Raw genomic sequence first — 24,774 nt, forward strand, 5'->3', positions numbered from 1 at the left:
GGCTGGGACCCTACCGCGCCACCGCGACGGGAGTGGGGCGGTGGCCCCAGGTCGCCCAGCGCCAGAGCCATTCGAGCGGGCCCTGGCGGTGATGGCGGAGCCAGAGGGTGGACAGGGCCCACTGGGTGGCGAGGATGGCGGCGATGGTGAGGTTGATCTTGACCGGCGGCCAGGCGGCCACCGGGCCCAGGGTGTGGGCGATGGCCAGGACGACGAGGCTGGCGGAGAGGTAGTTGGTCAGGGCCATGCGGCCCAGGGGGGCGAAGACGGCACGCAGGAACCGGCGCAGGGGGGTGTGCAGCAGGGTCAGCAGGGCGCAGACGTAGGCGGCGGCGACCAGCAGGCCGCCGAGGGCCAGGGCGTTGTGGGCGCCGGGGGCGTCGCTCGTCTGCCACCAGAGGACCGGGACGCTCAGCGCGGTGAAGATCAGGGCCAGGATGGCCGGTACCCGGGCCGAGGTCTCGATTCGGTCGATCACGCCGTACCGGGTCAGGGCCGAGCCGAGCAGGAGCAGGCCGGGGACCAGGGTGAAGCCGCCGCCGGCGGAGAAGATCAGGGAGGCCGCGAGGAGGACGGCGGCGAGGGCGGCCACGGCCTGCCGGGGGAGCCAGGTCGAGGGGAACAGGATCACCAGGCCGATGACGGCGTAGATCGTCAGGATGTCGCCCGGCCAGATCAGGAACATGTGGACCAGGCCGATCGCGAGCAGGGTGAGCAGGCGGCGGAGCAGGATCAGGCGGGGCCGTGGGGCGCGCTCCGCGGCCGATCTCAGCAGGAGTGAGAAGCCGACGCCGAAGAGCAGGGAGAAGATCGGGAAGAAGCGCCCGCCGATGAGAAGCGCCTCCCACCCGCCCGATTGGACGTCGGTACGGACAACGGAGTGGTCCAGGTTGGCTATGGGCAGGATGTTGGCGACCAAAATGCCGCAGAGGGCGAATCCGCGGATGACGTCGAGGGCGGCGATACGGGGGCGTCCGGGGGAGGCCGTGGTGTCGCGGGGTTTCAGGGCCGCGGTGTGATCTTCGGTGGACATGGGCTCATCCTGCGGAAATCACCCGGTTCCCGGCATAAGCCGAAAGCACAATCCTGAACCGTACTTTCGACCGGTAGCCGGAAGTGCATGCCTACGTGAAGCCCCTCAAAACGCCGTGACCCCGCCGTTGGCGGGGTCACCTGGGCCTCAAGGGTCTGGGTGGGTTACCACCAGTTGCTGTTGTCCGGGCCGAGCAGCCACATGCGGTCGTAGGTCGGGTAGGCGTAGTCCAGCGTGATCTGGTTGGAGTCCGGGCCGACCGACCCGACGGACATGGCGAGCTGCAGGTTGGTGACCGGGCGCCAGATCCACCAGCGGTGGGTGTTGCCGCCCTTGGTCTCCAGGCGCAGACTCCACTTCTGGAGGTCGGAGCCGTCGCAGGTGCGGACCACGACCGCCTCGCCCCGGGCCGGGGTGTCGTCGGCCGGCTGGAGGCACTTGTCGGCGGCGCGGTTGCGCAGGGTCATGGTCCACGTCCGCTTGCGGTGGCTCCAGGTTCCCTCCGCGTCCCACGCCTCGCTGAGGAAGGCGTCGCGGGTGATGCCGCGCGTGGTCATCACGGCGGTTCCGTCCGCGGTGGCGTCGCTGACGAGCAGCAGGCGGCTGCCGTCCATCCGGTTGACCAGGTCCTGGTTGACGAAGGTCATGGGTTTGATGGTGGTGTCGGCGCTCGCCGGCGTGGCGGTGGCCGTCAGGGCGGCCAGCACCGCGGCGAAAGCCGGGACGAATATGTGTCGCATGGCAGGGCGCTCCCTTCCAGGTTGTGAACACAATCAGTGATCACTAACGTACATGGAGTGACCATGATGGTGTGGGAGCGAGCGGCTACGGCCCTCCGAGTCTCCCGCAAACCCCGAAATGTCGCCCCTGCGCGATTTAAATTCGGGCTGTATCGATAAAAGCTCGTAAAACCGGTTTCTTGTGCTGATTGGAGCTTCACCCATGCCGTTGCGCTCGTACGGTGTGCTCGCCGGCCGCCCTGTGGACCGGCGCCGGGAGGGAAAGACCGACACCCCGCACTACCAGATCCACCTGCGCGACAACGCGGGCACCGACTACCGGATCGCCGTCAACGTGCTCTCCCAGGAGGCGCCCTCCGAACTGCTCTACCTCGCCGACGAGAACTTCACCCACCCGCTCACCGCGCTGCTGCCCGCCCCGGGCAGCGGCTGGACGCCGCTGGCCTCCCGCCCCGGCCAGGCGAGCCTGGACTACATCCGCGGCAACCTGTTCGACCCCGCCGGCATGCGCCCGCTCCCGCCCGACCTCCCCGGCGTCGACAACGACCTGGCCGACAAGCTCGACCACTACGTCGAGCGCGCCACCAACGACCCCGCGTCCGCCCTGTACGTCTTCGGCGAGCGCTGGGGCCCGGAGGCCACCACCCGCGACAAGATCTTCGGCTTCCTGCCCGGCAACGGGGTGCACGACGTGCACATGAATCAGGGCAACAGCGACCGGTTCCGCCGGGACGACGGGGTCTGGCAGGACGGCGGCCTGCTCCTGCACTTTCCCGGCGAGAACCGGTGGATCGCCATCTTCCTGGCCTTCCAGTCCCAGGCCTGGCACACCGACGACACCACCGGCCACGCCCTCGTGACCGCCCCGTCCCGGCCGGTCCCCGGCGACCTGCCGCTCCGCATCGCCGCCGCGCTGGTCAACCCCGTCGGCCCCGCCCCCGAGCGGGAGACCGTCACCCTGCTCAACGCCTCGCCCGACACGCTCACCCTGGACGGCTGGCGCCTCGCCGACCAGGCCAAACGCACCCTGCCGCTGACCGGCGCCATCGCCGCGGGGGAGACCCTGCGCCTGTCGGTCGCCGACGCCCTGCAGTTGGGCAACAGCGGCGGTGCCATCACCCTGCTCGACCCGGCGGGTCTCAAGGTGCACGGCGTCTCGTACACCAAGGACCAGGCCAGGCGCGAAGGGTGGACCGTCACGTTCTGACCGAGTCCAGGACCTCCAGGTAGTGCCGGTTGTACATGACACCGAGCACGTTGCCGAAGGGGTCGACCACCGCCGCGGTCACGAACCCCTCCCCCCGTGCGGTCAGCGGCAGGTACGGCTTGGCCCCCATCGTCAGCAGCCGGTCCAAGGCCCCTTGCACATCGTCCACGTGCCAGTGCAGGACGATGCCGCCACCGGGCTCGCCGGGCGGCGCGTAACGCCGGTCGACGAGCCCGAGTTCGGCCTGGTAGTCGCCGATCCGGAACTCGTAGTACGCGGCGGGCTCGCCGTTCCCCGGCCGTTCGAAGTACGGCTGCACGCCCAGCAGTTCCGCGTACCACTCCTTGGCGGCCTCCAGGTCCTCGGCCCAGAAGTTGACGGTGGCCGGTCCTCGCAACATGGTGTGCTCCTCTCTGTGGTACTGGCACGCTAGGAGCCATTGCGGAACCTCCGATTCCGCAATGAAGGGGGAACGCGGAAATGCTGGAAACCTCGGTGCGCCTGCTCCGCCTGCTCGCCCTGCTCCAGTCCCGCCCCGACTGGCCGGGCCCCGAACTGGCCGGACGCCTGGAGGTCACCACCAGGACCGTGCGCAACGACGTCGAGCGCCTCCGCCTGCTCGGCTACCAGGTCCACTCCACTCCGGGTGCGGCGGGCGGTTACCGGCTGGGCGCGGGCCGGGCGCTGCCGCCGCTGGTTCTGGACGACGAGGAGGCGGTGGCGGTGGCGGTCAGCCTGCACGCGGCGGCCTCCGGCACGGTGACCGGCATCGAGGAGACCTCGCTGCGCGCCCTGGCCAAGCTCCAGCAGCTGCTGCCGTCCCGGCTCCGCCACCGCATCGACGCCGTACGGGCGGCCACCGTGTCGGTGGCGGGCCGTGGCCCCACCGTGGACGCCGGCACGCTGGCCCTGATCGCCGCCGCCGTCCGCGACCACGAGCAACTTCGCTTCGACTACCGTGACCGGGACGGCACCGCCGGGCCGCGCACCGCCGAACCGCACCGCCTCGTCTACACCGGACGCCGCTGGTACCTGCTGGCCTGGGACACCGCCCGCGCCGACTGGCGCACCTTCCGCGCCGACCGCATCCAGCCCCGCACCCCGAACGGCCCCCGCTTCACCCCCCGCCAACCCCCGGAGGACGCCGCCACCCACGTCCTCCGCGGCGTCGGCTCCACCGCCTGGCGTCACCAGGCCCGGGTCCGCCTGCACGCCCCGCTCGACCGGCTCGCCGAGGTGCTCCCGCCCACCGCCGGGCTGCTGCACGAGGACGGCGTCCTGGAAACCGGCGGCGACTCCCTGGCCAACCTCGCCGCCTTCCTGGGCACCCTGAACGTGCCCTTCACCGTGCTGGATCCGCCCGAACTCCGCGAACTGCTGCACAGCCTGGCGGTGCGGTACGCCTGCGCCTAGCCGGATCTGAGCTGCTGAGGCACGGGCGCGTCGAGGAATTCCAGCAGGTCGGCGACCTTGTGGTCCAGTTCCACGCCCACGGCGGCGATGGCCGGGTCGTCGAAGCCGCCGAACTGGCGGCTCGGCTGGTCGATGGCGAAGCGGGTCACGCCGCCGGCGTCCTCGTAGAGGGTGGTGCGGAGGGGCGCGTACTCCATGACGGCCGGGTTGTGGTGGAACATGCGCTGGGCGATCGTGTGGTTGCCCATCAGGTACTGCACGCTCCGCCAGCGGTCCCCGGACAGGCGCAGCAGCGCGGTGTTGTCGAAGGACCAGTAGATGATGAAGCCGTGCGGGGCGTTCCGCTCGGTGGCCCTGAGCACGGCGGGCCAGTCGGCGTCCTCCCGGATGAGCCGCTCGAACACCGGCTGGTCCAGGGCCGGGACCGCCGCTTCGTACCGCTGCCGGAACTCCTCGAACGGTACGCCGGTGTCCACGGTCAGCCGATGGGCCTCGTAAGCGACATCTGTCACGTTGTTTGACGGCATGGACATAACTCCCCCTTTTACTCCATAAACGCCCACGCCTCGGCGACATGTTTCACCGGAATCTCCCCCATAAGCGGTAGAGGGATATGATCTCAGCGGATTTCGTGCGACGTGTTCGACGTCGGCCGCATTGGTGCTTTCGTGCCGAGGCCGGCAGCCCTGCCCAAGGTGACGAAGCGAGGGAGCACCCCCGTGGCTGATGAGAACGTGGCCGACAGGAACACCGCGCGGCCGGGGCAGGTGACGATCGACACCTCGCGGCCCCACTCGGCCCGGGTCTGGAACTACCTGCTGGGCGGCAAGGACAACTACCCGATCGACCGCACCGCCGGCGACCGGGTGCTCGGCGTGTTCCCCGGCATGGTCGACATCGCCCGGCAGTCGCGGTACATGCTCACCCGGGTGGTGCGCCACCTGGCCGAGGACGCGGGCATCCGGCAGTTCCTGGACATCGGCACCGGCCTGCCCACCGTGGACAACACCCACGAGGTGGCCCAGCGCATCGCCCCCGGCTCCCGGATCGTGTACGTCGACAACGACCCCCTGGTGCTGGTGCACGCCGAGGCCCTGCTCACCAGCACCCCCGAGGGCGCCACCGCCTACATCCAGGCCGACGTGCGCGACCCCGGCTACATCCTGGAGCAGGCGGCCAAGACCCTGGACTTCGAGCGGCCGACCGCGCTCATGCTGATGGGCATCATGGGCCTGGTCGCCGACGACGCGGAGATCCGCGACATCATCGCCCGCCTGCTCGACGCGCTGCCCTCCGGCAGCTACCTGGCCCTGTACGACGGCACCGACACCGACCCCGCGTACGTCAAGGCGCTGACCGGATACAACGGCGGCAGCGGCGCGGTCCCCTACAAGCCCCGCAGCCCCGAAGTGATCCGCCACTTCTTCGACGGCCTGGAACTGCTCGAACCGGGCGTCGTCTCGGTGGTCAACTGGCGCCCGGACCCGGACCCGTGGGGCGCCGCACCGGAGGTGGCCTGCTGGGGCGGCCTCGCCCGCAAGCCCTAGTCTCCGGCGCCCGGCCGCCCTCATCGCCGCTCTCGGCACCCCTAGGAAGCCCGCTCCGGCCGATCCCACCGCCACCGTCGCCAGTCCGACTGCCGGTCAGGACCAAGGCGGGCCCCATCGGTGCGGCAGGGTGGCTGTTGCTGCGCCGCCGCGGCGTTCAGTCCTCCGCTCGGGACAGCCTGTCGGCCAGGCGGATCGGCTCGGGCTGGCGGTAGGCGGGGGTGACGCGGAGCACGTTGGCGGTGGCGTTTTCCAGGCTGATGCGGTGGCCCTGGGAGACGTAGACGGGCTTCACGCCGGTCTGGGTGCGGAGCGCGCGGCCCACCGTCGTGCCGTCCAGGAGGAGAGGGGTCCAGCTGCCGCGTTCGAGATCGGGCGGCTGGTGGGTGCCCACGAAGCTGGTCTTGGCCACGCCGACGGTGGGGAGCCCGGTCAGCACGCCCAGGTGGCAGGCGAGGCCGAAGCGGCGGGGGTGGGCCAGGCCGTACCCGTCGCAGATCAGCAGGTCGGGCTGGACGGTGAGGTGGTCGAGGGCGGCGAGCAGCGGGGGCAGCTCGCGGAACGCGAACAGGCCGGGAATGTACGGGAATCGCGCCTTCTGGCGGGCCGTGGCCTGGTCGACGACCCGCAGGTCCGAGTCGAGCACCACGATCGCACCGGTGACCTCGTCCGAGTGGGCCGCGTACCCGACGTCCAGCCCCGCCACCAGCTCGGCCGACTCCGGTCCGGGGGTGGTCAGGTCGACGAGGGGGCGCAGGCGTTCCTGGACGGCCTCGGCCTGGGAGGCGGTGGTCGGCCAGTCGCCGCTGAGCTGCCCGATAGAAAGATCGCCCACCGCAGCAGAAAACCGCAGCCATCAGGAAGCGTCAAACCGGGCGTCGTCACGTGCCCCCGTAGTAGGCGGCGGCCTGGGCGCGGCTTTGCAGCCCGAGTTTGGTGAGGACGCGGCTTACGTGGGTTTTGGCTGTTGGTTCCGCGATGTCTAGTTCGCGGGCTATTTCGGCGTTGGAGAGGCCGCGACCGAGGCAGGTGAGGACCTGGCGTTCGCGGGTGGTGAGGACGGCGGGGTCGGGGCGGTCGGCGGGGCGGGTCCGGGCGAAGGCGGTGATCAGGCGGCGGGTGACCGAGGGGGCGATGAGGCCGTCGCCGCGGGCGACCACGCGGATGGCCTCCAGCAGGGCGGGGGCGTCGGTGTTCTTGAGCAGGAAGCCGGCGGCGCCGGCGCGGAGCGCGCCGAAGACGTATTCGTCCTGGTCGAAGGTGGTGAGGATGAGGACGTCCGTGATGCCGTTGAGGGCGGCGGTGGCGGCGATGCCGTCCAGGCGGGGCATGCGGATGTCCATGAGGACGACGTCGGGGCGGGTCTGGGTGGCCAGCTCGACGGCGGCGCGTCCGTCGGCCGCCTCGCCGACCACCTCGATGTCGGGGGCACCGCCGAGGATGAGCAGCAGGCCCGCCCGGACGGCCGCGTGGTCGTCCGCGACCAGCACCCGGATCATGAGATCTCCTCCCTGGCGGGCAACTGGGCGCGGGTGCGCCAGCCGCCCTGGTGCGGCCCCGCCTCGAAGCTGCCGCCGATGAGTTCGGCGCGTTCGCGCATCCCGACCAGGCCCGCGCCCGCGCCCGGCAGGCGGTATTCGTGCTCGCCGACCTGGTTGTCCACGGTCAGGGTGACACCGGCCGGGTGGTAGTCGATGGTGACACCGGCGGGAGTCCTGCCGTGTTTGAGGGCGTTGGTGAGGGATTCCTGGAGGATCCGGTACCCGGCGAGGTCGACGGCGGCGGGGAGTTCGCGGGTTTCGCCGGTGATGGTGAGGGTCGCCGGGAGGCCGGAACGTTCGACCAGTTCGGGGGCGTCGGCGAGGCGGCGCCGGGTCGGTTCCCCGTCGTCGGCCGGGTCGGCCCGGAGCAGGCCGATCATGGTACGCATTTCCGCCATGCCCTGGACACTGTTCTCCCTGATCGACTCCAGGACCGCTTGCACGGCCTGGGGTTCCAGATCCGGGCGGGAGAGCACGCCCGCGGACTGGATCGCGATCGCGCTGAAGTGGTTGGCGACCAGGTCGTGGAGTTCCCGGGCCATACGGGTCCGCTCCTCGGTGATCGCGATCCGGCGGTCGAGCTCCGCCAGGCGGGCGATCTGCTCGGCCCTGGTCCGCTCGGCCTCGGCCTGGTCGCGGTGCTGGCGCACGATGATGCCCGTGACGACGGCCAGGGGTCCGACCAGGGCGGCCTGGACCCCGATGATCGCGCTTGCCCGCCAGTCGTGGGCGACATATCCGGCGACGGCGGCGATGACCAGGGTGAGCACCGAGGTGACGCGCAGGAGCGCGCGGGACAGTCTGGCTGGGCCGTACAGGACGGCGGCGTAGATGTTGTCGGTGAATATCAGGATCGTGCCGAGGGACGGGCCGAGCGCGATGTCACCCACCAGGGCGATCACCCCGAGGACGAGCACCAGGACCGGCGCGCGGCGCCGGAGCGCGACTCCCGTGCAGGCGATCGCGAGGGGTACGGCGAGCAGGCTGGGCGGCGCCCCGCCCGGCATGACCACCCCGGCCGCGAGCAGCACCAGGCCGCCCGCGAAAAGCGCGACGGCCACCCCGATGTCCTGCCTGACGAAGGCCACGTCCCCTATCTCACCATCTGACGTACATCGAAGGATGTATCGCGATTCGTTCCCGCCGACGAGGAGGACGGCCCGGCGGCCCCCGAGCATGGACAGCAAGCCAACGACAGGAGGGGCTGGCGTGCTTGCTCTGATCATCGCGTGTGAGATCGGTTTCTGGGTGGTCCTCGGGCTCGGCCTGCTGGCCAGGTACGGCCTGCGCATGCCCCGGCTGAGCGCGTTCCTGCTGCTCTGCGTCCCGCTGATCGACCTGGTGCTGCTGGTCGCCGGGGTGATCGACATGCGGTCCGGAGCGGTGGCCACCTGGCAGCACGGGCTGGCCGCGACCTACCTCGCGTACTCGGTGGTCTTCGGCCACCGGACGATCCGCTGGGTGGACGCCCACGTGGCCCACCGGTTCGCCGGCGGCCCGCCCCCGTGGAAGCCCCCGCCCGGCGGCCCCGCCCGGGTCCGCTACGAGTGGGGTTTCTGGCTGCGCATCGTCCTCGCGTACGGCCTCGCCTGCCTGCTCCTCTTCCTCGCCATCTGGATGGTCGGCGACGCCTCCCGCACCGAGGCCCTGTCCGCCTTCATGCTCGGCGCCCTGAAGGTCCCCCTGATCGCCGCCCTCTGGCCGCTCAGCTACACCCTCTTCCCCAAGAAGGTCACGTCCGAGATTCAGTGAGCTCCTTGAGCTCATGGCCGCGATGATTCCTCCGCGATGATTCCTGGGTCGCTCCGGCTGGGTTCGCCGTTCTCCACGTGGCCGGCGAGACGGCGGGTGGCGGTGGGGGAGGTGACCGTGAGGTCGTACCAGCCGGTGAGGGGGACGGGGTGGGTGACGGAGGTGTCCGGCGTCAGGTGGTAGGTGGCCGGGGGTGTGGTGCCGTACCCGTCGGTGATGGTGATCTCGCAGGGGGCGCCGGTGATTACAAGGGTGCCGGAGCCGAGGGTGGTTTCGAGGTCGCCGGGCTGGCCGGTGAAGGTGCGGAGGAAGCCGTTGGGGCCGTGGACCGTCAGGTCGTACGGGCCTGCGGGCCAGGTGGCCGTGAGGGATTTGCCGGATTCGACGGTGTAGGTCCAGGGGCCGCCGTCCGGGGAGGTCACGTAGAAGACGGCGCCTGCCGGGCCGCGGCTCTCGAACTCGATCGTGAAGGCGCCGTCCGGCGTGGTCCGGCCGTCGGCCCGCAGGTCGTACGGGAGGGCGCGGGCGGGCCGCAAGCCCGGCTCCTGCCTGGGCAGGGCGGGGTCGGCGGGCAGCGGGGAGACATGGTCGGGGTGGCGCTCGCGGTCCCGTGGGGCCATGGCGGTGGTGTCGGGCAGGGGAAGCGGCCCGAGATCGGCGCGGGTGAAGTCGAAGGCCGAGGTGAGGTCGCCGCAGACGGCCCGCCGCCAGGGCGAGATGCCCGGCTCGTACACCCCGAAGCGCGCCTCCATGAACCGGATGATCGAGGTGAGGTCGAACACCTCGGAACACACCCAGCCGCCCCGGCTCCACGGCGACACCACGATCATCGGAACCCGGACCCCCAGCCCGTACGGCCCGTTCAGGAAGTCCCCGCCACCCGTGTAGATCTCGCCGGTCACCGGCACCGTGGACGCCCCGCGCTCCGGCGAGGCGGCCGGATAGGGCGGCACCACGTGGTCGAAGAACCCGTCGTTCTCGTCGTAGGTGACCAGCAGCACGGTCCGGCTCCAGACCTCGGGGTTGGCGGTCAGCGCGTCCAGGGTCTGCGCGATGTACCAGGCGCCGTAGTCGGCGGGCCAGTTCGGATGCTCGCTGTAGGCCTCCGGCGGGGCCAGCCACGACACCTGCGGTAACCGCCCGTTCAGCACGTCGGCCCGGAAGTGGTCGAACAATCCCTCCCCGGCCTTGGCGTTGGTCCCCGTCCTGGCCTTCTCGTAGAGCGGGTCGCCGGGCCCGGCCTCCCGGTAGGAGGTGAAGAACAGCAGCGAGTTGCTGCCGTAGTTGCCGATGTAGGGCGCGTGATGGGTCCAGCCCCAGTTGCCCGCCGCGTCCAGCCCGTCGCCGACGTCCTGGTAGATCTTCCAGGAGATCCCGGCCCGCTCCAGCCGCTCCGGATAGGTCGTCCAGCCGTACCCGAGCTGGTCGTTCTGGAGCACGGGCCCGCCGCCGTTCCCGTCGTTTCCGGTGTGACCGGTCCACATGTAGAAACGGTTGGGGTCGGTGGGCCCGAGCACCGAGCAGTGGAAGGCGTCGCAGACGGTGAAGGCGTCGGCCAGCGCGTAGTGGAAGGGCAGGTCCTCCCGGGTCAGATAGGCCATGGTCCCCGGGGTCTTCGCCGGAATCCACCGGTCGTACCTGCCCTCGTTGAAAGCGACGTGACCGCTGTTCCACTCGTGGTCCAGTTCCTCCAGGAACTTCCCGCCGAGCGGCCCGCCGTCCGGCCGGAACGGCAGCACCTCCCGGGCGCCGTCCGACTGGTACCAGACCGGTTTCCCGCTCGGCAGCACCACCGGCCGGGGATCCCCGAACCCCCGCACCCCTCCAAGCGTCCCGAAATACTGGTCGAAGGACCGGTTCTCCTGCATCAGCACGACGATGTGCTCGACATCGTCGATGGTGCCGGTACGGACGTCAGGACCGATCGCCGCCGCATTGGCGACACTGTCGGAAAGTTCCATGATTCCCTCTCTGTCGGGATGATCCTGACATCAAGGGCGCGCGACTACCGGCTGAAGCCCGCGGTCAGGCCGCTGAGCAACTGGCGGCGGCCCACCGCGTACAGGACCAGGATCGGCAGGGTGGTGAGCACGACGGAGGCGAGTACGGCCGGGACGTTCACGCTGTACTGGCCCTGGAAGGCCCACAGGGCGAGGGGGAGGGTGCGCTTGTCGGGGCTCTGGGTGAGGATCAGCGGGAGCAGGAAGCCGTTCCAGATGGTCAGCGCGTTGTAGATGGACACCGTGACCACGGCGGGGCGGGTCAGCGGGAAGGCCAGCCGCCAGAGGATGGCCCACTCGGTGGCGCCGTCCATGCGCATCGACTCGAACAGTTCCTTCGGGACGTCGCGGATGAAGTTGGTCAGGACCAGCACCGACAGCGGGATGGCGAAGGCGATCGACGGGAGGATCATCCCGAGCAGGCTGTCGTACAGGTGCAGCCGGATGATGATCAGGTAGACCGGGATGATCGTCGCCTGGAGCGGGATCGCCAGGCCCATCAGGAACAGGCCGTTGACCAGGCGCAGGAACCGGCCGGTGCCGTTGCGCACGATCGCGTACGCCGCCATGAAGGACGCCAGCACCGCGGGGATCACCGCGCCCAGCGTGACGATCAGGCTGTTGACGAAGTACCCGATGAACCCCGCCTCGATGACCAGCTGGTAGTTGTGCAGGGTCGGCTCGGCGGGCGGCGCCAGCGGGTTGGAGGCGTAGTAGCCGCTCTGCTCCTTGAAGCTGGTGATGACGATCCAGTAGATGGGGATGATCACGATCGCCAGCCAGAGCCAGCCGGCCAGGCCGGCCGGCCAGTTCCGGTGGCCGCCGACCACACCGGCGCGGCGGGCGGCCCTCCGGCGGCCCCCGCCGGCCTCGGCCTGCTCGCGGGTCAGGGTCGTGGCCATCTCAGACGCCCTCCTGCTGACTGTGCGCGGCGTCCCGGCCGCCGATCCGGCGCAGCACCAGCGCCAGGGTGAGCCCGACCAGGACGAGGATGACGGCGATCGCGCTGGCCGGCCCCATCAGGTTGGCCTGCCAGCCCCGCTTGTACATGTCCAGCGCGAGCACCCGGGTGGCGTCCCCCGGCCCGCCCGCCGTCAGCACGAAGATCAGGTCGAAGAAGGTCAGCGAGCCGACCACCATGAGGGTGGACGAGGTGATGATCGTGTACTTCAGCTGCGGCAGCGTGATGCTGAAGAACCGGCGCACCCGCCCGGCCCCGTCCAACTCGGCGGCCTCGTACATGGAGCGGGGGATCTGCCGCACCCCGGCCTGGTAGATCAGCGAGTGGAACGGGATGAACTGCCAGGACACCACGAAGATCACCACACCGAAGGCCAGCTCGGGCACCCCCAGCCAGTCCTGGACCAGCAGGTCGATGCCCAGCCCGGCGCCCAGCCCGAAGTTGGGGTCCAGCAGCGCCTTGTACGCGATGGCGATCGCCGCCGAGCTGAGCAGCAGCGGGATGAAGTACACCACCGCCAGCACCGCCCGGTACCGCTGGGCCCCGGCCAGGAACACCCCGAGCAGGATGCTGGCCGGGGTCTGCACCGCCCAGGACAGGGCCATCACCAGGAACGTCACCCAGAGCGCGTGCGGCAGCCCCGGATCGCTCAGCACCGCCTGCCAGCTGCTGAACCCGGCGAACAGGATCTCCCCGCCGATCCCGTCCCAGGAGGTGAAGCTGAGCGCGAGCACCCCGATCAGCGGGATCACCGCGAAGCCGACGAAGAACACCAGGGCCGGCACGGCCAGCCACGCGAGGCCGCCAGGGCGGCGGCCCCCCGTGGCCGGGCGCGTGGCCGCTGCGGTGGAGGTGCTCACTTGCCGATGACCGCGTTCATGTTGGACGCGAACTGCTCGGGCGTGATGGACAGCTGGAACAGCTGGGCGATGTTGTCCAGCAGGGTCTCGGCGGCGGTCGGGCTGAGCGCCTGGTCCCAGGACTGGCCGAACGCCTTGGCGTTGCTGGCGATGCCGTACTGGAACTGGAGCCACTCGGGGTCCTTGGCGGCGGCCAGGGCGCTCTCGGTGCCCTTGACGATCGGCACCGAGCCGGTGTCGATCCACTGCTTGACCTCTTCGTCGGAGAGCACCGCGGTGGCGAAGAACTTCTTGGCGGTCTCCTTCTGCTCCGGCGTGGCCTTGGAGTAGATGGACAGGTACTGGCCGGGGTTGCCGACGGTGTTGCTGGGGTCGCCCTTGCCGCCCGTCACCGGCGGGAAGTTCATGTAGCCGAGGTGGCCGCCGGAGACGAAGTCACCGCCGTCCAGCGACATGCTGCCGTAGGTCCAGGTGCCGTGCAGCATCATCGCCGCCTTGCCGGTGTACAGCAGCGCCTGGTCGGCGTTGGAGTCGGCGGTGATGGAGGAGAAGCCCTTGATGAAGCCGTCGGCCTTGATCAGGTCCTGCACCATGGTGAGGGCCTTGATGGAGTCGGGGTTGGACCAGGCGTCCTTCTGGGCGTCGAAGACGGCCTGGAAGACCTCGGGGCCGCCGACCCGGTCGAACAGGAACTCCAGCCACATCATGTTGGTCCAGCGGGACTGGCCGCCTAACGAGAAGGGCGCGATGCCCGCCTTGTTGAACTTGGGCACCAGGGCCATGATGTCGTCCCAGGACTGCGGGGGCGCCGCGCCGATCTGGTCGAAGACCTTCTTATTGTAGAAGAGCACGATCGGCTGCACCGCCTCGGCGGGCATCGCGTAGATCTTGCCGTCGATGGTGGCGGCGCCGAACGAGGACGGGAAGAGCCGGTCCTTCACGGCCGGGTTCTGGTCGAACCACGGGGTGAGGTCGTCGACCTGGCCGGCCTGCACATAGCTGCGGAGCGTGCCGCCGCCCCAGCCCCAGATGACGGTGGGCGCCTGCCCGGCCCCGAGCGCGGTCTTGATCTTCGTCTTGTACGCGTCGTTCTGGAACGTGGTGCCGGTGATCGGGGTGTTCGGGTTGGCCTTGTTGAACCGTTCGACGGAGCCGGTCCGGATGCCTTCCTGCGGCTGGGTGCTCAGGTACCAGTAGGTGGCCCCGGCGGCTTTCGCGCCACCGCTCGCGCCGCCGCCCGAGGGGGCGGGGCCCGCGGTTCCGCACGAGGCCAGCGCGGCTCCGACGGGAACGCCCAAGGCGAGGCTGAGGAAGGTGCGGCGAGATGGTGTTCTGGGCTCCACGCTGATCTCCGTACTCCAGTGCCGCGACCGCGACCGCGGCGAGTTGATCACGGATGCGATGGTCAGCCGTCGTGGATCAGCATCCTCCTTGCCGTCGTGCCAAGAGCCGGTCCACCGAAACATTGCGACATGACCGCGCGTGATGGAATCTAAGTTTCGGTGGAAGTGGTGTCAATAGGCCACCTCACAGCATTCGGGGTGGTCCAGATAGAACGGGATTGAACTGGTGTTTTGTGACGGATAAGGTCGGGCGCGCAGGTCACTGCAGGGTCTCGAAATATTTCGAAAACCTCCGACACAACATCATGAGGAGAGCTGGATGATCACTCCAGACCGCAGGTGGCAGGACCCGACCCTTCCGGTGGCCGACCGGGTCGAGGCGCTTCTCGACGAGATGACGCTGGCGGAGAAGATCGCCCAGCTCGGCAGCCGGTGGGTCGGCAACGAGACGCCGGCCACCGAGCAGCCCGACCCGGACCCCGCCGGCACCCACAACGTCGCCCCCCTGCAGGACGTGCTCGCCACCGCCGGCAAGCTCACCTTCGAGGAGGCCGTCCGGCACGGCCTCGGCCACCTCACCCGCGTCTTCGGCACCAGGCCGGTCACCCCCGCGGAAGGCGTCGCCGAGCTGGCCAGGCTCCAGCGCGTCATCGTCGGCAACTCCCGGCTCGGCATCCCGGCCCTGGCCCACGAGGAGTGCCTGACCGGGTTCACCACCTACGGCGCCACCGTCTACCCGACCGCCATCGCCTGGGGCGCCACCTTCGACCCCGAGCTCGTCGAGCGCATGGCCGCCGCGATCGGGCGGGACATGCGCGCGGTGGGCGTGCACCAGGGGCTCTCCCCGGTGCTGGACGTGGTGCGTGACTACCGGTGGGGCCGGGTCGAGGAGACCATCGGGGAGGATCCGTACCTGGTCGCCCTGCTCGGCACCGCGTACGTGCGGGGGCTGGAGAGCGCGGGGATCATCGCCACCCTCAAGCACTTCGCCGGCTACTCGGCCTCCCGCGCCGCCCGCAACCACGGGCCGGTCCCGATGGGGCGCCGCGAGCTGCTGGACATGATCCTGCCGCCCTTCGAGATGGCCGTCACGCTCGGCGGGGCCCGCTCGGTGATGAACTCCTACTCCGACGTGGACGGCCTGCCGGCCGCCGTCGACCACTGGCTGATGACCGAATTGCTGCGCGAGGAGTGGGGCTTCACCGGCACCGTCGTGTCCGACTACTGGGCCATCCCGTTCCTGGAGACCATGCACCAGGTCGCCGCCGACAGCGGCGACGCGGGCCTGCAGGCGCTGCGGGCCGGCATCGACGTGGAGCTGCCGGAAACCATCGGCTACGGGCCGCACCTGGCCGAGCGGGTCGCCGGCGGCGAGCTGCCGGAGTGGGTGATCGACCGGGCCGCGCGCCGCCTGCTCACCCAGAAGGCGCAGCTCGGCCTGCTGGACGGGGACTGGACGCCGGAGGGCGACGGCACGGTGGAGCTGGACTCGGCCGCCAACCGCGCGCTCGCCCGCGAGCTGGCCGAGCGCTCGGTCATCCTGCTCGACGCCGGTACGGCGCTGCCCCTGATCAGCCCCGAGCGGCCGATGCCGAAGAAGATCGCCGTGGTCGGCCCGGGCGCCGACGACCCCCGGATCTTCATGGGCTGCTACTCCTTCCCCAACCACGTGCTGCCCCGCCACCCCGAGCTCGGGCTCGGCTTCGAGGTGCCCAGCCTGCTGGCCGGGCTGCGGGCCGAGCTGCCGGAGACCGAGATCACGCACGCGCCCGGCTGCGAGGTGCGCGGCCTGGACAGGTCCGGCTTCGCCGCGGCGGTCGCCGCCGCCCGGGCCGCCGAGCTGTGCGTCGCCGTGGTCGGCGACCGGGCCGGCATGTTCGGGCAGGGCACCTCCGGGGAGGGCTGCGACGCCGAGGACCTGCGGCTCCCCGGCGTGCAGGAGGACCTGCTGATCGAGCTGGCCGCCACCGGCACGCCGCTCGTCGTGGTGGTGGTCTCCGGCCGCCCGTACGCGCTGGGCGAGGTGCACCCCCGGGCCGCCGGGCTCGTCCAGGCGTTCATGCCTGGAGAGGAGGGCGCCGGGGCGATCTCCCGTATAATTTCGGGACGTGTCCAGCCGGGAGGCAAGTTGCCGGTACAGATTCCGCGTAAGGCGGGCGGGCAGCCGGGCACGTACCTGCAGCCGCCGCTGGGAACCGACAGCCAGGGCATCAGCAACCTCGACCCGACGCCGCTGTTCCCGTTCGGCTACGGCTCCGCGTACACCACCTTCGAGGTCGGCGAGCTGCGGATCAGTGATCTGGAGGTCGCCACCGACGGCGAGTTCGCGGTGACGGCGCGGGTGCGCAACACCGGCCCGCGGGCGGGCTCCGAGGTCGTCCAGCTCTACCTGCACGACGTGCTCGCCCAGGTCACTCGTCCGGTGCGGCAGCTGACGGGGTTCGCGCGGGTGTGGCTGGAGCCCGGGGAGAGCAAGGACGTGCGCTTCCTGGTGCACGCCGACCGCACCGCCTTCACCGGGCGCGATCTGCGCCGCATCGTCGAGCCCGGCGACCTGGAGGTGCTGGTCGGCACCTCCGCCGACGACCTGCCGTGCCGGGGGCTGGTCCGGTTGACCGGGCCGGTGCGGGAGGTCGGCGCCGGGCGGCGGCTGGTGACGCCGGTGGAGGTGAGCCCGGTGCCAGACGCGGCCGTGCTCGATGACACCGTGCTCGGCGCGGTCCTGCTTGATCCAGCCGGGTGACGGAGGGAGACAGATGCCGGTCAGTTCTGGGCGGGCCACCTTGGCCACGGTCGCCGCCTCGGCGGGCGTGTCCGTCGCGACCGTCTCCAAGGTGCTCAACGGACGCAGCGACGTGGCGCCGGAGACGCGGTCCCGGGTGCAGTCGCTGCTGGCGCAGCACGACTACGTGGTGTCGGCGTCCCGCCGGGCGGAGGGGGCGGGGCAGGACACCGTGGAAGTGCAGTTCGACAAGGAACTCAACGCGTACTCGACCGAGATCATCCAGGGCGCGGCCGAGGCGGGGGCCGAACTCGGCGTGGGCGTCGTGGTCAGCATCCGGCGGCAGGCCGACCGGCCCGCCGCCTGGGCGCGTGACCTGGCCGGCGCCGGGCGGCGGGCCCTGATCGCGGTGACCAGCGAGCTGACCGCCGGGCACCTGACCGCGCTGTCCCGGGCCCGGCTGCCGCTGGTCATGATCGATCCGCTGAACCTGCTCCGGGCGCGGGTCACCAGCATCGGCTCGACCAACTTCGCCGGCGGGCTGGCCGCCACCCAGCACCTGCTCTCCCTGGGACACCGGCGCATCGCCTACATCGGCGGCCACGCCACCGCGGCCTGCCACCAGGCCCGCATGCACGGCTACCGGGCCGCGATGGAGGCCGAGGGCGCGCCGGTGCCGCCGGAGTACGTGCAGACCGGGCACTTCCAGTACGAGGACGGGGTGGTGGGCGGCGCCACCCTGCTCGGCCTGCCGGAGCCGCCCACCGCCGTCTTCGCGGGCAACGACGCGACCGCGCTCGGCGTCGTGGAGGCGGCCAGGTCGCGGGGGCTGCGCGTCCCCCGCGACCTGAGCGTGGTCGGCTTCGACGACACCCAGATCGCCCCGACGGCCTCGCCGCCGCTGACCACCGTCCGCCAGCCACTGCGCGAGATGGCGGGGGTCGCGCTCCGCACGGCGCTGCGGCTGGCGGCGGGCGAGAAGATCGAGTCCCACCACGTGGAACTGGCCACCACGCTGGTGGTGCGCGGGTCCACGGCCCCGCCCGTCGGCCCGGCGCCCTCCCGATAGGCACGCCGGTCAGGGCACCACCTCGACGTTGGCCATCATGCCCCGGTCCTTGTGGCCGAGGACGGAGGAGTGGAGGGGGTACTTGCCGAGGTAGTCGCTGAAGCGCAGCCGGAGGACCACCTCGCCCCGGACGGGCAGCCGCACCGTGTCCTGCCAGTTGCGGGCCCGATACTCCCGGCCGTTCACGCTCATCACCTGGAAGTCGTTGACGTGGGCGTGCAGGGTCTGCTCCTGGTCGGACCGGTTGACCACCCGCCACTCCTGGACGGTGTTCAGCCGGGCCTGGACGTCGATCCGATGCCGGTCGAACTCCTTGCCGTTGATGAGGAACCGGTTGGTCCTCCCGTCCCGCGACAACGTGATCGTGCGCTGCTCGGCGAGCGTCGCGTCGCGCAGATCCTCGAAGGTCGCAAACTTCTCCGGAATGGCCGCCCTCGGGACGGGATGACCGGCGGACACCAGGGTCGCCAGCGTGCGCTCCGGCTGGGCGTCCCCGTCCCCGTCCCCGTCCACGTCCTCGCCGGTCCGGTACGGCAGCGCGACCAGTTCGGTGGCTCCGGCGGGCGGTCCCTGGACGAGCACGTCGAACCTGCTGCCCGGCGGAATCTGCAGCGTGTCGGCGCTCCAGACCTCGGTGACCGGGTTGGCGTCCTGGGCCAGCACGTGGAAGCGCACCCCCCGCAGCCGCACCCGGTAGTCGGTGTTGGCGCTGATGTTGGCCAGCCGCCACAGCTGGGTCTCGCCGGGCCGGATCGGGATGGCCGGGTTGACCAGGCCGTTCACCGTGCGGGTGGCGTCACCGATGGCCGGGACGGCGTTCCCGCGCACCTGGAAGTCCTTCAGCGCGATCAGGCGTTCGGTGACGTTCCGCAGGCCGAGCGGCAGGTACTGGTCAAGACCGTCGATAACGATCATGCCGGACAGCCCCGCGAGCACCTGCGTCTCCGAGTACGGGTGGGCGTGCGAGCGGTACCAGTACGTGCCCGGGGTCAGGTTCTTCGGCAGCCGGTAGATATAGGTGAAGGTCTCCCCGGGCTTGACCCGCAGGTACACGTTGTCGGAGTTCCCGGACGGCGAGACGTGCCACCCGTGGGTGTGCAGGTTGGTGTACTGGTCCAGCCGGTTCTCCAGGGTCAGGTGCAGCCGGTCGCCCGGGCGCAGCCGCAGCGTCGGCGGCATGTAGGCACCGTTGTAGGTCATCGCCCGCACGTCCCGCCCGCCCAGCCGCACCACCCGGGCCTCCACCACCAGCCGCGCCTTCAGCTCACCGTTCCGGCTGACCAGCTCGACGGGCTCCCGGAAGGCGGGCTGCGCGGGCGCGCCCCCGGGGCGGCCCGGCGTGGCCCGCCCACACCCGGCCGCCACGACCAGTGCCGCGACGACGATCGTCACCCTCCGTGACTGACGCATGCCGCGTGCATGCCCGTCCGCCGCGCCCTCCAGACCGCCTTTTCACGAGATTTGACCTTTCCTCCGGGCAGCCGTTGTCGGGTCTCAGGATGGCGGCAGGTGTTCCTGGGCCCAGTGGGAGATCTGTTCGAGGGCGGGCATGAGGGCCTGGCCGTTGGGGGTCAGGGCGTAGGAGACCGTCACCGGGGGGCCCTCGTCGACGGTGCGGGTGATGAGGCCCGCTGCGGCGAGTTCGCAGAGGCGGTCGGAGAGGACCGAGTCGCTCACGCCGGGGATGGCGCGGGAGAGTTCGCGGAATCCGGCGGGGCCGGTGCGCAGGCTGCCGAGCATGACGGCGTTCCAGCGTTTGCCGAGCAGGGCGAAGGCGCGCGTCAGCGCGGCGTCGCTGCGGACGCACTCGGCGGAGCTGGAAGGGGTCAGGCGCACGGTGCCGATTCTAGTTCGTTGGCTAGCACTCGGGTTGTGGCTAGTTTTTTCCTAGTGACTAGTATGCTCACTGCTGCATCTCGATTGCGAGTGAGGACAGAGACAATGAGCGACAAGATCTCCGCGGCCCGTCCGAGCGTCGTCGTGCTCGGCGGGGGATATGCCGGGTTCAACGTGGCCAAGGCGCTCGACGACATCGCCGACGTCATCCTGGTCGACCCCTCCGACGTGTTCATGCACAACGTCGCGTCATGGCGCGCCCTGGTCGAGCCGGACTGGCTGGACCGGATCTTCTGGCCGTTCGACCGGCTGCTGGCGCACGGGCGCTTCCTCCGTGACCAGGCCGTGGCCGTGGACGGGCGGCAGGTCACGCTCGCCTCGGGAGAGCGGCTGGAACCCGACTACCTGGTCCTGGCGACCGGCTCGTCCTACCCGTTCCCGGCCAAGGCCGAGGTGCCGGACGCTGAGCGCACCCGGGCCAGGCTCAGGGACGCTCACCAGGCCCTGCGCGACGCCGAGCGGGTGCTCGTGGTCGGGGCGGGGCCCGCCGGTCTGGAACTCGCCGGAGAGATCAAGGCGTACTTCCCCGGCAAGCACGTGACCATCGCCGACCTGGGCGCCGACATCCTGCCCGGCCCGTTCGACCAGGAGCTCCGCGAGGAGCTGAAGGCCCAGCTGGACCGGCTGGGCGTGGAGCTCAAACTCGGCAGCCCGCTGACCGAACTGCCGAGCGCGGAGCCCGCCACCGCCGCCCCGATCGCGGTCAGCACGGTGGCCGGTGACAAGCTCACCGCCGACATCTGGTTCCGCTGCTTCGGCGTGGTTCCCCGTACCGGCTACCTGACCGGGGCGCTGGCCGAGGCCCGGGACGAGCGCGGTTATGTGCGGGTGGACGAGTACCTGGGCGTGAGCGGCCTGGACCGCGTCTACGCCGTCGGCGACATCGCCGCGGTCGACCGGGACACCGCCGGCGCGGCGGGCGCGCAGGCCGAGTTGGTGGCCGCCAACATTCGCGCCGAGATCACCGCCACCGGCGAGCCGGCTGCCTACCAGCCGAGGCCGCCCGCGGTGATCGTGCCGCTCGGTCCTGAGGGCGGTGCCGGCCAGTTCCCCGGCCAGGGCGTGTTCGGCGCCGAGCAGGCGTCCGCCATCAAGGGCCAGGCGCTGTTCGTGGACCGGTACGCGGCGGCGTTCGACCAGTCCTAGAGCAGCAGCTTGGCCGGGGTGATGGGCAGGTCGCGGATGCGGCGGCCGGTCGCGTGGTAGACGGCGTTGGCGACCGCGGCGGCGGTGCCGACGATGCCGATCTCGCCGATGCCCTTGGCGCCCATCGGGTTCAGCTCGTCGTCCTCCTCGTCGAGCCAGACGGCGTCGATGCGCTCGATGTCGGCGTTCACCGGCACGTGGTACTGGGCCAGGTCGCGGTTGGTGAAGCCGCCGAACTCCAGGTCGGTGACGGTCTGCTCCATCAGCGCCATGCCGATGCCCATGATCATGCCGCCGATGAACTGGGACCTGGCCAGCGTGGCGTCCACGATGTGCCCGGCGGCGAACACGCCGAGCATCCGGGAGATCCGCACCTCGCCGGTGTCGGCGTCCACCCGGACCTCCGCGAACTGCGCGCCGAAGGCGTGCCGGGCCAGGTTAGGGAGGGTGCGCAGGATCTCGGTGGTGTCGGCGAAGCCGTGCTTGCCGTCCCGGAGCAGGTCCTGGCAGGCCAGGGTGACGGCGGTGCCCCAGGAGGCGGTGCCCATGGAGCCCCCGGCCAGCGAGGCGTGCGGCAGGTCGCTGTCGCCCAGCTCGATCCGTACCAGGTCCGGGTCGACGTCGAGGGCGGTGGCGGCGATGCGGGTGAGCGCGGTGCGCGCGCCGGTGCCGATGTCGGCGGCGGCGATGCGCACCACGTACCCGCCGTTCTCGATGGAGGCGCTGGCCTGGGACGGCAGCCGCCGGGCCGGGTAGGTGGAGGAGGCCACCCCGGTGCCGACCAGCCGGCGTCCGTCGCGGCGGGCGCCCGGCGCCGGGTCCCGGTCCTGCCAGCCGAACCGGCGCGCGCCCTCGCGCAGGCAGGCGACCAGGTTGCGGGAGCTGAACGGCAGGCCGCTGGCGGGCTCGGCGTCCGGGTCGTTGCGCACGCGCAGTTCGACCGGGTCCAGGCCGGCGGCGACGGCCAGTTCGTCCATGGCCGACTCCAGGGCGAACATGCCGGGGCACTCGCCGGGGGCGCGCATCCACGACGGGGTGGCCACGTCCAGCCGTACCAGGCGGTGGGCGGTGCGCAGGGACGGCGTGGCGTACATGATCCTGGTCGGGGAGGCGGTCTGCTCGGCGAACTCCACCAGCGTGGAGCTCTGCTCGGCCACCTCGTGCTCCAGCGCGGTGATCCGGCCCTCGGCGTCGGCGCCGAGCCGGATGCGCTGGATGGTCGGGGTGCGGTAGCCGGTGACGTCGTACATCTGGTGGCGGGTCAGCGCGACCTTGACCGGCCGGCCCGCCGCCCGCGCCGCCAGGGCGGCCAGCACGGCGTTCGGCCGGGGCGTGCCCTTGGACCCGAAGCCGCCGCCCACGTGCCGGGACACCACCCGGACCCGTTCCGGCCGCAGGCCCAGCGCCTGGGCGACGATGTTCCTGGCGTAGGTGACGCCCTGGGAGGCGTCGAAGAGGGTCAGGTCGCCCGCGCCGCTCCACAGCGCCACCGTGGCGTGCGGCTCCATCGGGTTGTTGTGCGTGGCCGGGGTCGTGTAGGTCGCCTCCACGGTGACCTCCGCCGCCGCGAGCCCGGCCGCCACCTGGCCCTTCTCGGTGTCGGTCGGCAGGTCGGGGTTGACCTTCTCCGGCTTGTACAGGCCGGGGTGGTCGGCGCGGAGCCGTACGTCGTGGGAGGCGGGCTCGTAGGCCACCCGGACCGCGCCCGCCGCGGCGCGGGCGTTGTCGTAACTGTCGGCGACCACGGCGGCCACGAACTGTCCCCGGTAGGCGACCTCCCGCCGCTGGAACAGCGCCAGCTCGGGATCGGCCTCCGGGCTCAGCTCCGGCGGCTCCATGCAGGACAGCACGGTCAGCACGCCCGGCATGGCCAGGGCCGTCGTGGTGTCGATGCCGGCGACCCGGCCGTGGGCGATCTCGGCCTGCACCGGATAGCAGTAGGCGAGGCGCTTGACCGGGTACTCGGCGGCGTAGGTGGCGCGGCCGGTGACCTTGTCGCGGCCCTCGATGCGGATCACGGCGTCAGCTCCAGCAGGGTGCGGACGATGAGGTTGCGGGCCAGCGGCACCTTGTAGGCGTTGCGCGGCAGCGGCTCCGCCCCCTCCAGCTCGGCCTCGGCGGCGCGCAGGAACGCCTCCTCCCCGGCGGGGGCGCCGCGCAGCACGCGCTCGGCCCGCTCGGCCCGCCACGGCACGTGCGCGACGCCGCCGAGCGCGATCCGGCAACCTGCCACGGTCCCGCCCGGGGCGACGTCCAGTACGGCGGCGATGGAGACCAGGGCGAACGCGAACGAGGCGCGCTCGCGCACCTTGCGGTAGAGGGAGGCGCCGGGCGGTGGGGCGGGCAGCGTCACGGCGGTGACCAGCTCGCCGGGCTCCAGCACGGTGTCGCGCTGCGGCTCGTCGCCGGGCAGCCGGTGCAGCCCCGGCATCGGCACCACCCGGGTGCCGCCGGGCCCGGTGACGTGCACCCTGGCCTCCAGCGCGACCAGGGCCACGGCCAGGTCGGACGGGTGGGTGGCCACGCAGGCGGGGGAGTGGCCGAGCACGGCCAGGTTGGCGTGGTCGCCGGCGATGGCCGGGCAGCCGGAGCCGGGACGCCGCTTGTTGCACGGCTTGGACACGTCCTGGAAATACGGGCAGCGGGTGCGCTGCAGCAGGTTCCCCGCGACGGTGGCCATGTTGCGGACCTGCCCGGACGCCCCGGCCAGTACGGCCCTGGCCAGCATCGGGTAACGCTCGCGCACCAGCGGATGGGTGGCCAGGTCGCTGTTGCGGACCGCCGCGCCGACGCGCAGCCCGTCGCCCTCTGGTTCGATGCCGGACAGCGGCAACCGGCTCACGTCCACCAGGGCCTCGGGCTCGGCGACGCCCAGCCGCATCAGGTCCACCAGGTTGGTGCCGCCGCCCAGGTACATCGTGCCCGGCCGGAAACGCGCCACGGCGTCGGCCGGGTCGGCGGCCCGGGCGTACCCGAACGCCTTCACCGGGCCACCGCCGCGATCGCGGTCACGATGTTCGGATAGGCGCCGCACCGGCACAGGTTGCCGCTCATGCGCTCGCGGATCTCCGCCGCCGTCAGCTCCGGCTCGCCGGTGAGCTCCTCGGTGACCGCGCTCGGGCCGCGTTCGGCCAGCATGCCGACGGCCGAGCAGAGCTGGCCGGGGGTGCAGTACCCGCACTGGAGGGCGTCGTGCTCCAGGAAGGCCGCCTGGAGCGGGTGCAGTTGCCCGTCCCCGGCCAGGCCCTCCACGGTGGTGATCTCCGACCCCTCCTGCGCGACCGCCAAGGCCAGGCAGGACAGCGCCCGCCGCCCGTCGATCAGCACCGTGCAGGCGCCGCACTGGCCGTGGTCGCAGCCCTTCTTCGAGCCGGTCAGCTCCAGCCGCTCGCGCAGCAGGTCGAGCAGCGAAATGCGCGGGTCCACGACCACCGTGTGCGGTACGCCGTTCACCTCCAGGGTGATCTCCATGAGGGCACGCGTACCCGGGCTCTGCACCCCCAATCCCGCGCACCGGCCCCTGTGCCAACCCTTTCCTCCTCGC

23 protein-coding genes are annotated in these 24,774 nt (G+C 71.3%); 7 read left to right on the plus strand and 16 right to left on the minus strand.

Annotation, left to right across the window (positions count from 1 at the left end; all coding sequences use genetic code 11):
* Nucleotides 1–10: 10 nt before the first annotated feature.
* Both KIP79_RS01725 and KIP79_RS01730 read right to left on the minus strand, forming a co-directional pair.
* A complete protein-coding gene (locus KIP79_RS01725; RefSeq protein WP_214102861.1) occupies nucleotides 11–1,033 on the minus strand; it encodes a DUF418 domain-containing protein in 1,023 nt (340 codons plus the stop codon).
* Between the two features lie 164 nt (nucleotides 1,034–1,197).
* Complete coding sequence (locus KIP79_RS01730; protein ID WP_214102862.1) at nucleotides 1,198–1,773, minus strand: RICIN domain-containing protein; 576 nt, start codon at nucleotides 1,771–1,773, stop codon at nucleotides 1,198–1,200.
* A 202-nt stretch (nucleotides 1,774–1,975) separates the two neighbouring features.
* Between KIP79_RS01730 and KIP79_RS01735 the strand changes: the two genes are divergently transcribed.
* Nucleotides 1,976–2,980 carry a DUF2278 family protein gene (locus KIP79_RS01735; protein ID WP_214102863.1) on the plus strand — a complete coding sequence of 335 codons (1,005 nt, stop codon included), beginning with the start codon at nucleotides 1,976–1,978 and terminating at the stop codon, nucleotides 2,978–2,980.
* Here KIP79_RS01735 and KIP79_RS01740 read toward each other — a convergent pair.
* Nucleotides 2,970–3,380, minus strand: a complete 411-nt coding sequence (locus KIP79_RS01740; protein ID WP_214102864.1) for a VOC family protein — start codon at nucleotides 3,378–3,380, stop codon at nucleotides 2,970–2,972. The genes KIP79_RS01735 and KIP79_RS01740 overlap by 11 nt on opposite strands.
* An 80-nt stretch (nucleotides 3,381–3,460) precedes the next feature.
* Between KIP79_RS01740 and KIP79_RS01745 the strand changes: the two genes are divergently transcribed.
* The gene (locus KIP79_RS01745; protein ID WP_214102865.1) at nucleotides 3,461–4,393 is read left to right on the plus strand and encodes a helix-turn-helix transcriptional regulator; all 933 of its coding nucleotides are present in this window, start codon (nucleotides 3,461–3,463) and stop codon (nucleotides 4,391–4,393) included.
* Here KIP79_RS01745 and KIP79_RS01750 read toward each other — a convergent pair.
* On the minus strand, nucleotides 4,390–4,905 hold the full coding sequence (locus tag KIP79_RS01750) for a DUF302 domain-containing protein (protein ID WP_214102866.1): 516 nt from the start codon (nucleotides 4,903–4,905) through the stop codon (nucleotides 4,390–4,392). The two genes, KIP79_RS01745 and KIP79_RS01750, sit on opposite strands and share 4 nt — an antisense overlap.
* Nucleotides 4,906–5,112: 207 nt before the next feature.
* Here KIP79_RS01750 and KIP79_RS01755 point away from each other — a divergent pair, with 207 nt between their 5' ends.
* Nucleotides 5,113–5,940, plus strand: a complete 828-nt coding sequence (locus KIP79_RS01755; RefSeq protein WP_214102867.1) for an SAM-dependent methyltransferase — start codon at nucleotides 5,113–5,115, stop codon at nucleotides 5,938–5,940.
* Between the two features lie 157 nt (nucleotides 5,941–6,097).
* On the opposite strand, the gene nfi is transcribed toward KIP79_RS01755, so the two are convergent.
* The 3 genes from nfi to KIP79_RS01770 are packed head-to-tail and all read right to left on the minus strand — an operon-like array spanning nucleotide 6,098 to nucleotide 8,569.
* The gene (gene nfi, locus KIP79_RS01760; RefSeq protein WP_214102868.1) at nucleotides 6,098–6,775 is read right to left on the minus strand and encodes a deoxyribonuclease V; all 678 of its coding nucleotides are present in this window, start codon (nucleotides 6,773–6,775) and stop codon (nucleotides 6,098–6,100) included.
* Between the two features lie 46 nt (nucleotides 6,776–6,821).
* On the minus strand, nucleotides 6,822–7,439 hold the full coding sequence (locus tag KIP79_RS01765; RefSeq protein WP_214102869.1) for a response regulator: 618 nt from the start codon (nucleotides 7,437–7,439) through the stop codon (nucleotides 6,822–6,824).
* Nucleotides 7,436–8,569, minus strand: a complete 1,134-nt coding sequence (locus KIP79_RS01770; RefSeq protein WP_308169510.1) for a sensor histidine kinase — start codon at nucleotides 8,567–8,569, stop codon at nucleotides 7,436–7,438. Before KIP79_RS01770 ends, KIP79_RS01765 begins: the two co-directional genes overlap by 4 nt.
* Nucleotides 8,570–8,690: 121 nt before the next feature.
* Between KIP79_RS01770 and KIP79_RS01775 the strand changes: the two genes are divergently transcribed.
* Nucleotides 8,691–9,233 carry a hypothetical protein gene (locus tag KIP79_RS01775; protein WP_308169511.1) on the plus strand — a complete coding sequence of 181 codons (543 nt, stop codon included), beginning with the start codon at nucleotides 8,691–8,693 and terminating at the stop codon, nucleotides 9,231–9,233.
* Between the two features lie 11 nt (nucleotides 9,234–9,244).
* Here KIP79_RS01775 and KIP79_RS01780 read toward each other — a convergent pair whose 3' ends face one another.
* From KIP79_RS01780 to KIP79_RS01795, 4 genes are read right to left on the minus strand one after another with little or no spacing between them, the layout of a single operon-like run.
* On the minus strand, nucleotides 9,245–11,194 hold the full coding sequence (locus KIP79_RS01780; protein WP_214102871.1) for a phosphocholine-specific phospholipase C: 1,950 nt from the start codon (nucleotides 11,192–11,194) through the stop codon (nucleotides 9,245–9,247).
* Between the two features lie 44 nt (nucleotides 11,195–11,238).
* A complete protein-coding gene (locus KIP79_RS01785) occupies nucleotides 11,239–12,135 on the minus strand; it encodes a carbohydrate ABC transporter permease (RefSeq protein WP_214102872.1) in 897 nt (298 codons plus the stop codon).
* Nucleotide 12,136: 1 nt separating this feature from the next.
* On the minus strand, nucleotides 12,137–13,054 hold the full coding sequence (locus KIP79_RS01790; protein ID WP_308169512.1) for a carbohydrate ABC transporter permease: 918 nt from the start codon (nucleotides 13,052–13,054) through the stop codon (nucleotides 12,137–12,139).
* Entirely contained in the window at nucleotides 13,051–14,397 is a 1,347-nt protein-coding gene (locus KIP79_RS01795; protein WP_308169513.1) for an extracellular solute-binding protein, read from the minus strand. Before KIP79_RS01795 ends, KIP79_RS01790 begins: the two co-directional genes overlap by 4 nt.
* A 319-nt stretch (nucleotides 14,398–14,716) precedes the next feature.
* Here KIP79_RS01795 and KIP79_RS01800 point away from each other — a divergent pair, with 319 nt between their 5' ends.
* The gene (locus KIP79_RS01800; RefSeq protein ID WP_214102873.1) at nucleotides 14,717–17,140 is read left to right on the plus strand and encodes a beta-xylosidase/alpha-l-arabinosidase; all 2,424 of its coding nucleotides are present in this window, start codon (nucleotides 14,717–14,719) and stop codon (nucleotides 17,138–17,140) included.
* Nucleotides 17,141–17,153: 13 nt separating this feature from the next.
* Complete coding sequence (locus KIP79_RS01805) at nucleotides 17,154–18,188, plus strand: LacI family DNA-binding transcriptional regulator (RefSeq protein WP_214102874.1); 1,035 nt, start codon at nucleotides 17,154–17,156, stop codon at nucleotides 18,186–18,188.
* Nucleotides 18,189–18,197: 9 nt separating this feature from the next.
* On the opposite strand, the gene KIP79_RS01810 is transcribed toward KIP79_RS01805, so the two are convergent.
* Nucleotides 18,198–19,598 carry a multicopper oxidase family protein gene (locus tag KIP79_RS01810; RefSeq protein ID WP_214102875.1) on the minus strand — a complete coding sequence of 467 codons (1,401 nt, stop codon included), beginning with the start codon at nucleotides 19,596–19,598 and terminating at the stop codon, nucleotides 18,198–18,200.
* 84 nt (nucleotides 19,599–19,682) lie between these two features.
* A complete protein-coding gene (locus KIP79_RS48875; RefSeq protein WP_214102876.1) occupies nucleotides 19,683–20,024 on the minus strand; it encodes a winged helix-turn-helix transcriptional regulator in 342 nt (113 codons plus the stop codon).
* Nucleotides 20,025–20,129: 105 nt separating this feature from the next.
* Between KIP79_RS48875 and KIP79_RS01820 the strand changes: the two genes are divergently transcribed.
* Nucleotides 20,130–21,230 (plus strand): NAD(P)/FAD-dependent oxidoreductase, encoded by a 1,101-nt coding sequence (locus KIP79_RS01820; protein WP_214102877.1) that lies wholly within the window; start codon nucleotides 20,130–20,132, stop codon nucleotides 21,228–21,230.
* Here KIP79_RS01820 and KIP79_RS01825 read toward each other — a convergent pair.
* Genes KIP79_RS01825 through KIP79_RS01835 form a run of 3 tightly spaced genes read right to left on the minus strand, consistent with a single transcriptional unit; the run spans nucleotide 21,227 to nucleotide 24,701 of the window.
* Nucleotides 21,227–23,248 carry a xanthine dehydrogenase family protein molybdopterin-binding subunit gene (locus KIP79_RS01825; RefSeq protein WP_214102878.1) on the minus strand — a complete coding sequence of 674 codons (2,022 nt, stop codon included), beginning with the start codon at nucleotides 23,246–23,248 and terminating at the stop codon, nucleotides 21,227–21,229. The two genes, KIP79_RS01820 and KIP79_RS01825, sit on opposite strands and share 4 nt — an antisense overlap.
* Entirely contained in the window at nucleotides 23,245–24,216 is a 972-nt protein-coding gene (locus tag KIP79_RS01830; protein WP_214102879.1) for an FAD binding domain-containing protein, read from the minus strand. Before KIP79_RS01830 ends, KIP79_RS01825 begins: the two co-directional genes overlap by 4 nt.
* A complete protein-coding gene (locus KIP79_RS01835; protein WP_214102880.1) occupies nucleotides 24,213–24,701 on the minus strand; it encodes a 2Fe-2S iron-sulfur cluster-binding protein in 489 nt (162 codons plus the stop codon). The genes KIP79_RS01830 and KIP79_RS01835 overlap by 4 nt, the downstream gene beginning before the upstream one ends.
* Between the last annotated feature and the right edge of the window lie 73 nt (nucleotides 24,702–24,774).

It is taken from the genome of Acrocarpospora catenulata, from assembly GCF_018476525.1.
Classification (GTDB): Bacteria; Actinomycetota; Actinomycetes; order Streptosporangiales; family Streptosporangiaceae; genus Acrocarpospora; species Acrocarpospora catenulata.

What these genes read in the sequence shown, in the direction of transcription:
- KIP79_RS01730 (WP_214102862.1), bottom strand. Translation starts at nt 1,773, where the DNA reads ATGCGACACATATTCGTCCCGGCTTTCGCCGCGGTGCTGGCCGCCCTG.
- KIP79_RS01740 (WP_214102864.1), bottom strand. Translation starts at nt 3,380, where the DNA reads ATGTTGCGAGGACCGGCCACCGTCAACTTCTGGGCCGAGGACCTGGAG.
- KIP79_RS01725 (WP_214102861.1), bottom strand. Translation starts at nt 1,033, where the DNA reads ATGTCCACCGAAGATCACACCGCGGCCCTGAAACCCCGCGACACCACG.
- KIP79_RS01780 (WP_214102871.1), bottom strand. Translation starts at nt 11,194, where the DNA reads ATGGAACTTTCCGACAGTGTCGCCAATGCGGCGGCGATCGGTCCTGAC.
- KIP79_RS01805 (WP_214102874.1), top strand. Translation starts at nt 17,154, where the DNA reads ATGCCGGTCAGTTCTGGGCGGGCCACCTTGGCCACGGTCGCCGCCTCG.
- KIP79_RS01765 (WP_214102869.1), bottom strand. Translation starts at nt 7,439, where the DNA reads ATGATCCGGGTGCTGGTCGCGGACGACCACGCGGCCGTCCGGGCGGGC.
- KIP79_RS01835 (WP_214102880.1), bottom strand. Translation starts at nt 24,701, where the DNA reads ATGGAGATCACCCTGGAGGTGAACGGCGTACCGCACACGGTGGTCGTG.
- KIP79_RS01810 (WP_214102875.1), bottom strand. Translation starts at nt 19,598, where the DNA reads ATGCGTCAGTCACGGAGGGTGACGATCGTCGTCGCGGCACTGGTCGTG.
- KIP79_RS01735 (WP_214102863.1), top strand. Translation starts at nt 1,976, where the DNA reads ATGCCGTTGCGCTCGTACGGTGTGCTCGCCGGCCGCCCTGTGGACCGG.
- KIP79_RS01820 (WP_214102877.1), top strand. Translation starts at nt 20,130, where the DNA reads ATGAGCGACAAGATCTCCGCGGCCCGTCCGAGCGTCGTCGTGCTCGGC.
- KIP79_RS01800 (WP_214102873.1), top strand. Translation starts at nt 14,717, where the DNA reads ATGATCACTCCAGACCGCAGGTGGCAGGACCCGACCCTTCCGGTGGCC.
- KIP79_RS01745 (WP_214102865.1), top strand. Translation starts at nt 3,461, where the DNA reads ATGCTGGAAACCTCGGTGCGCCTGCTCCGCCTGCTCGCCCTGCTCCAG.
- KIP79_RS01785 (WP_214102872.1), bottom strand. Translation starts at nt 12,135, where the DNA reads ATGGCCACGACCCTGACCCGCGAGCAGGCCGAGGCCGGCGGGGGCCGC.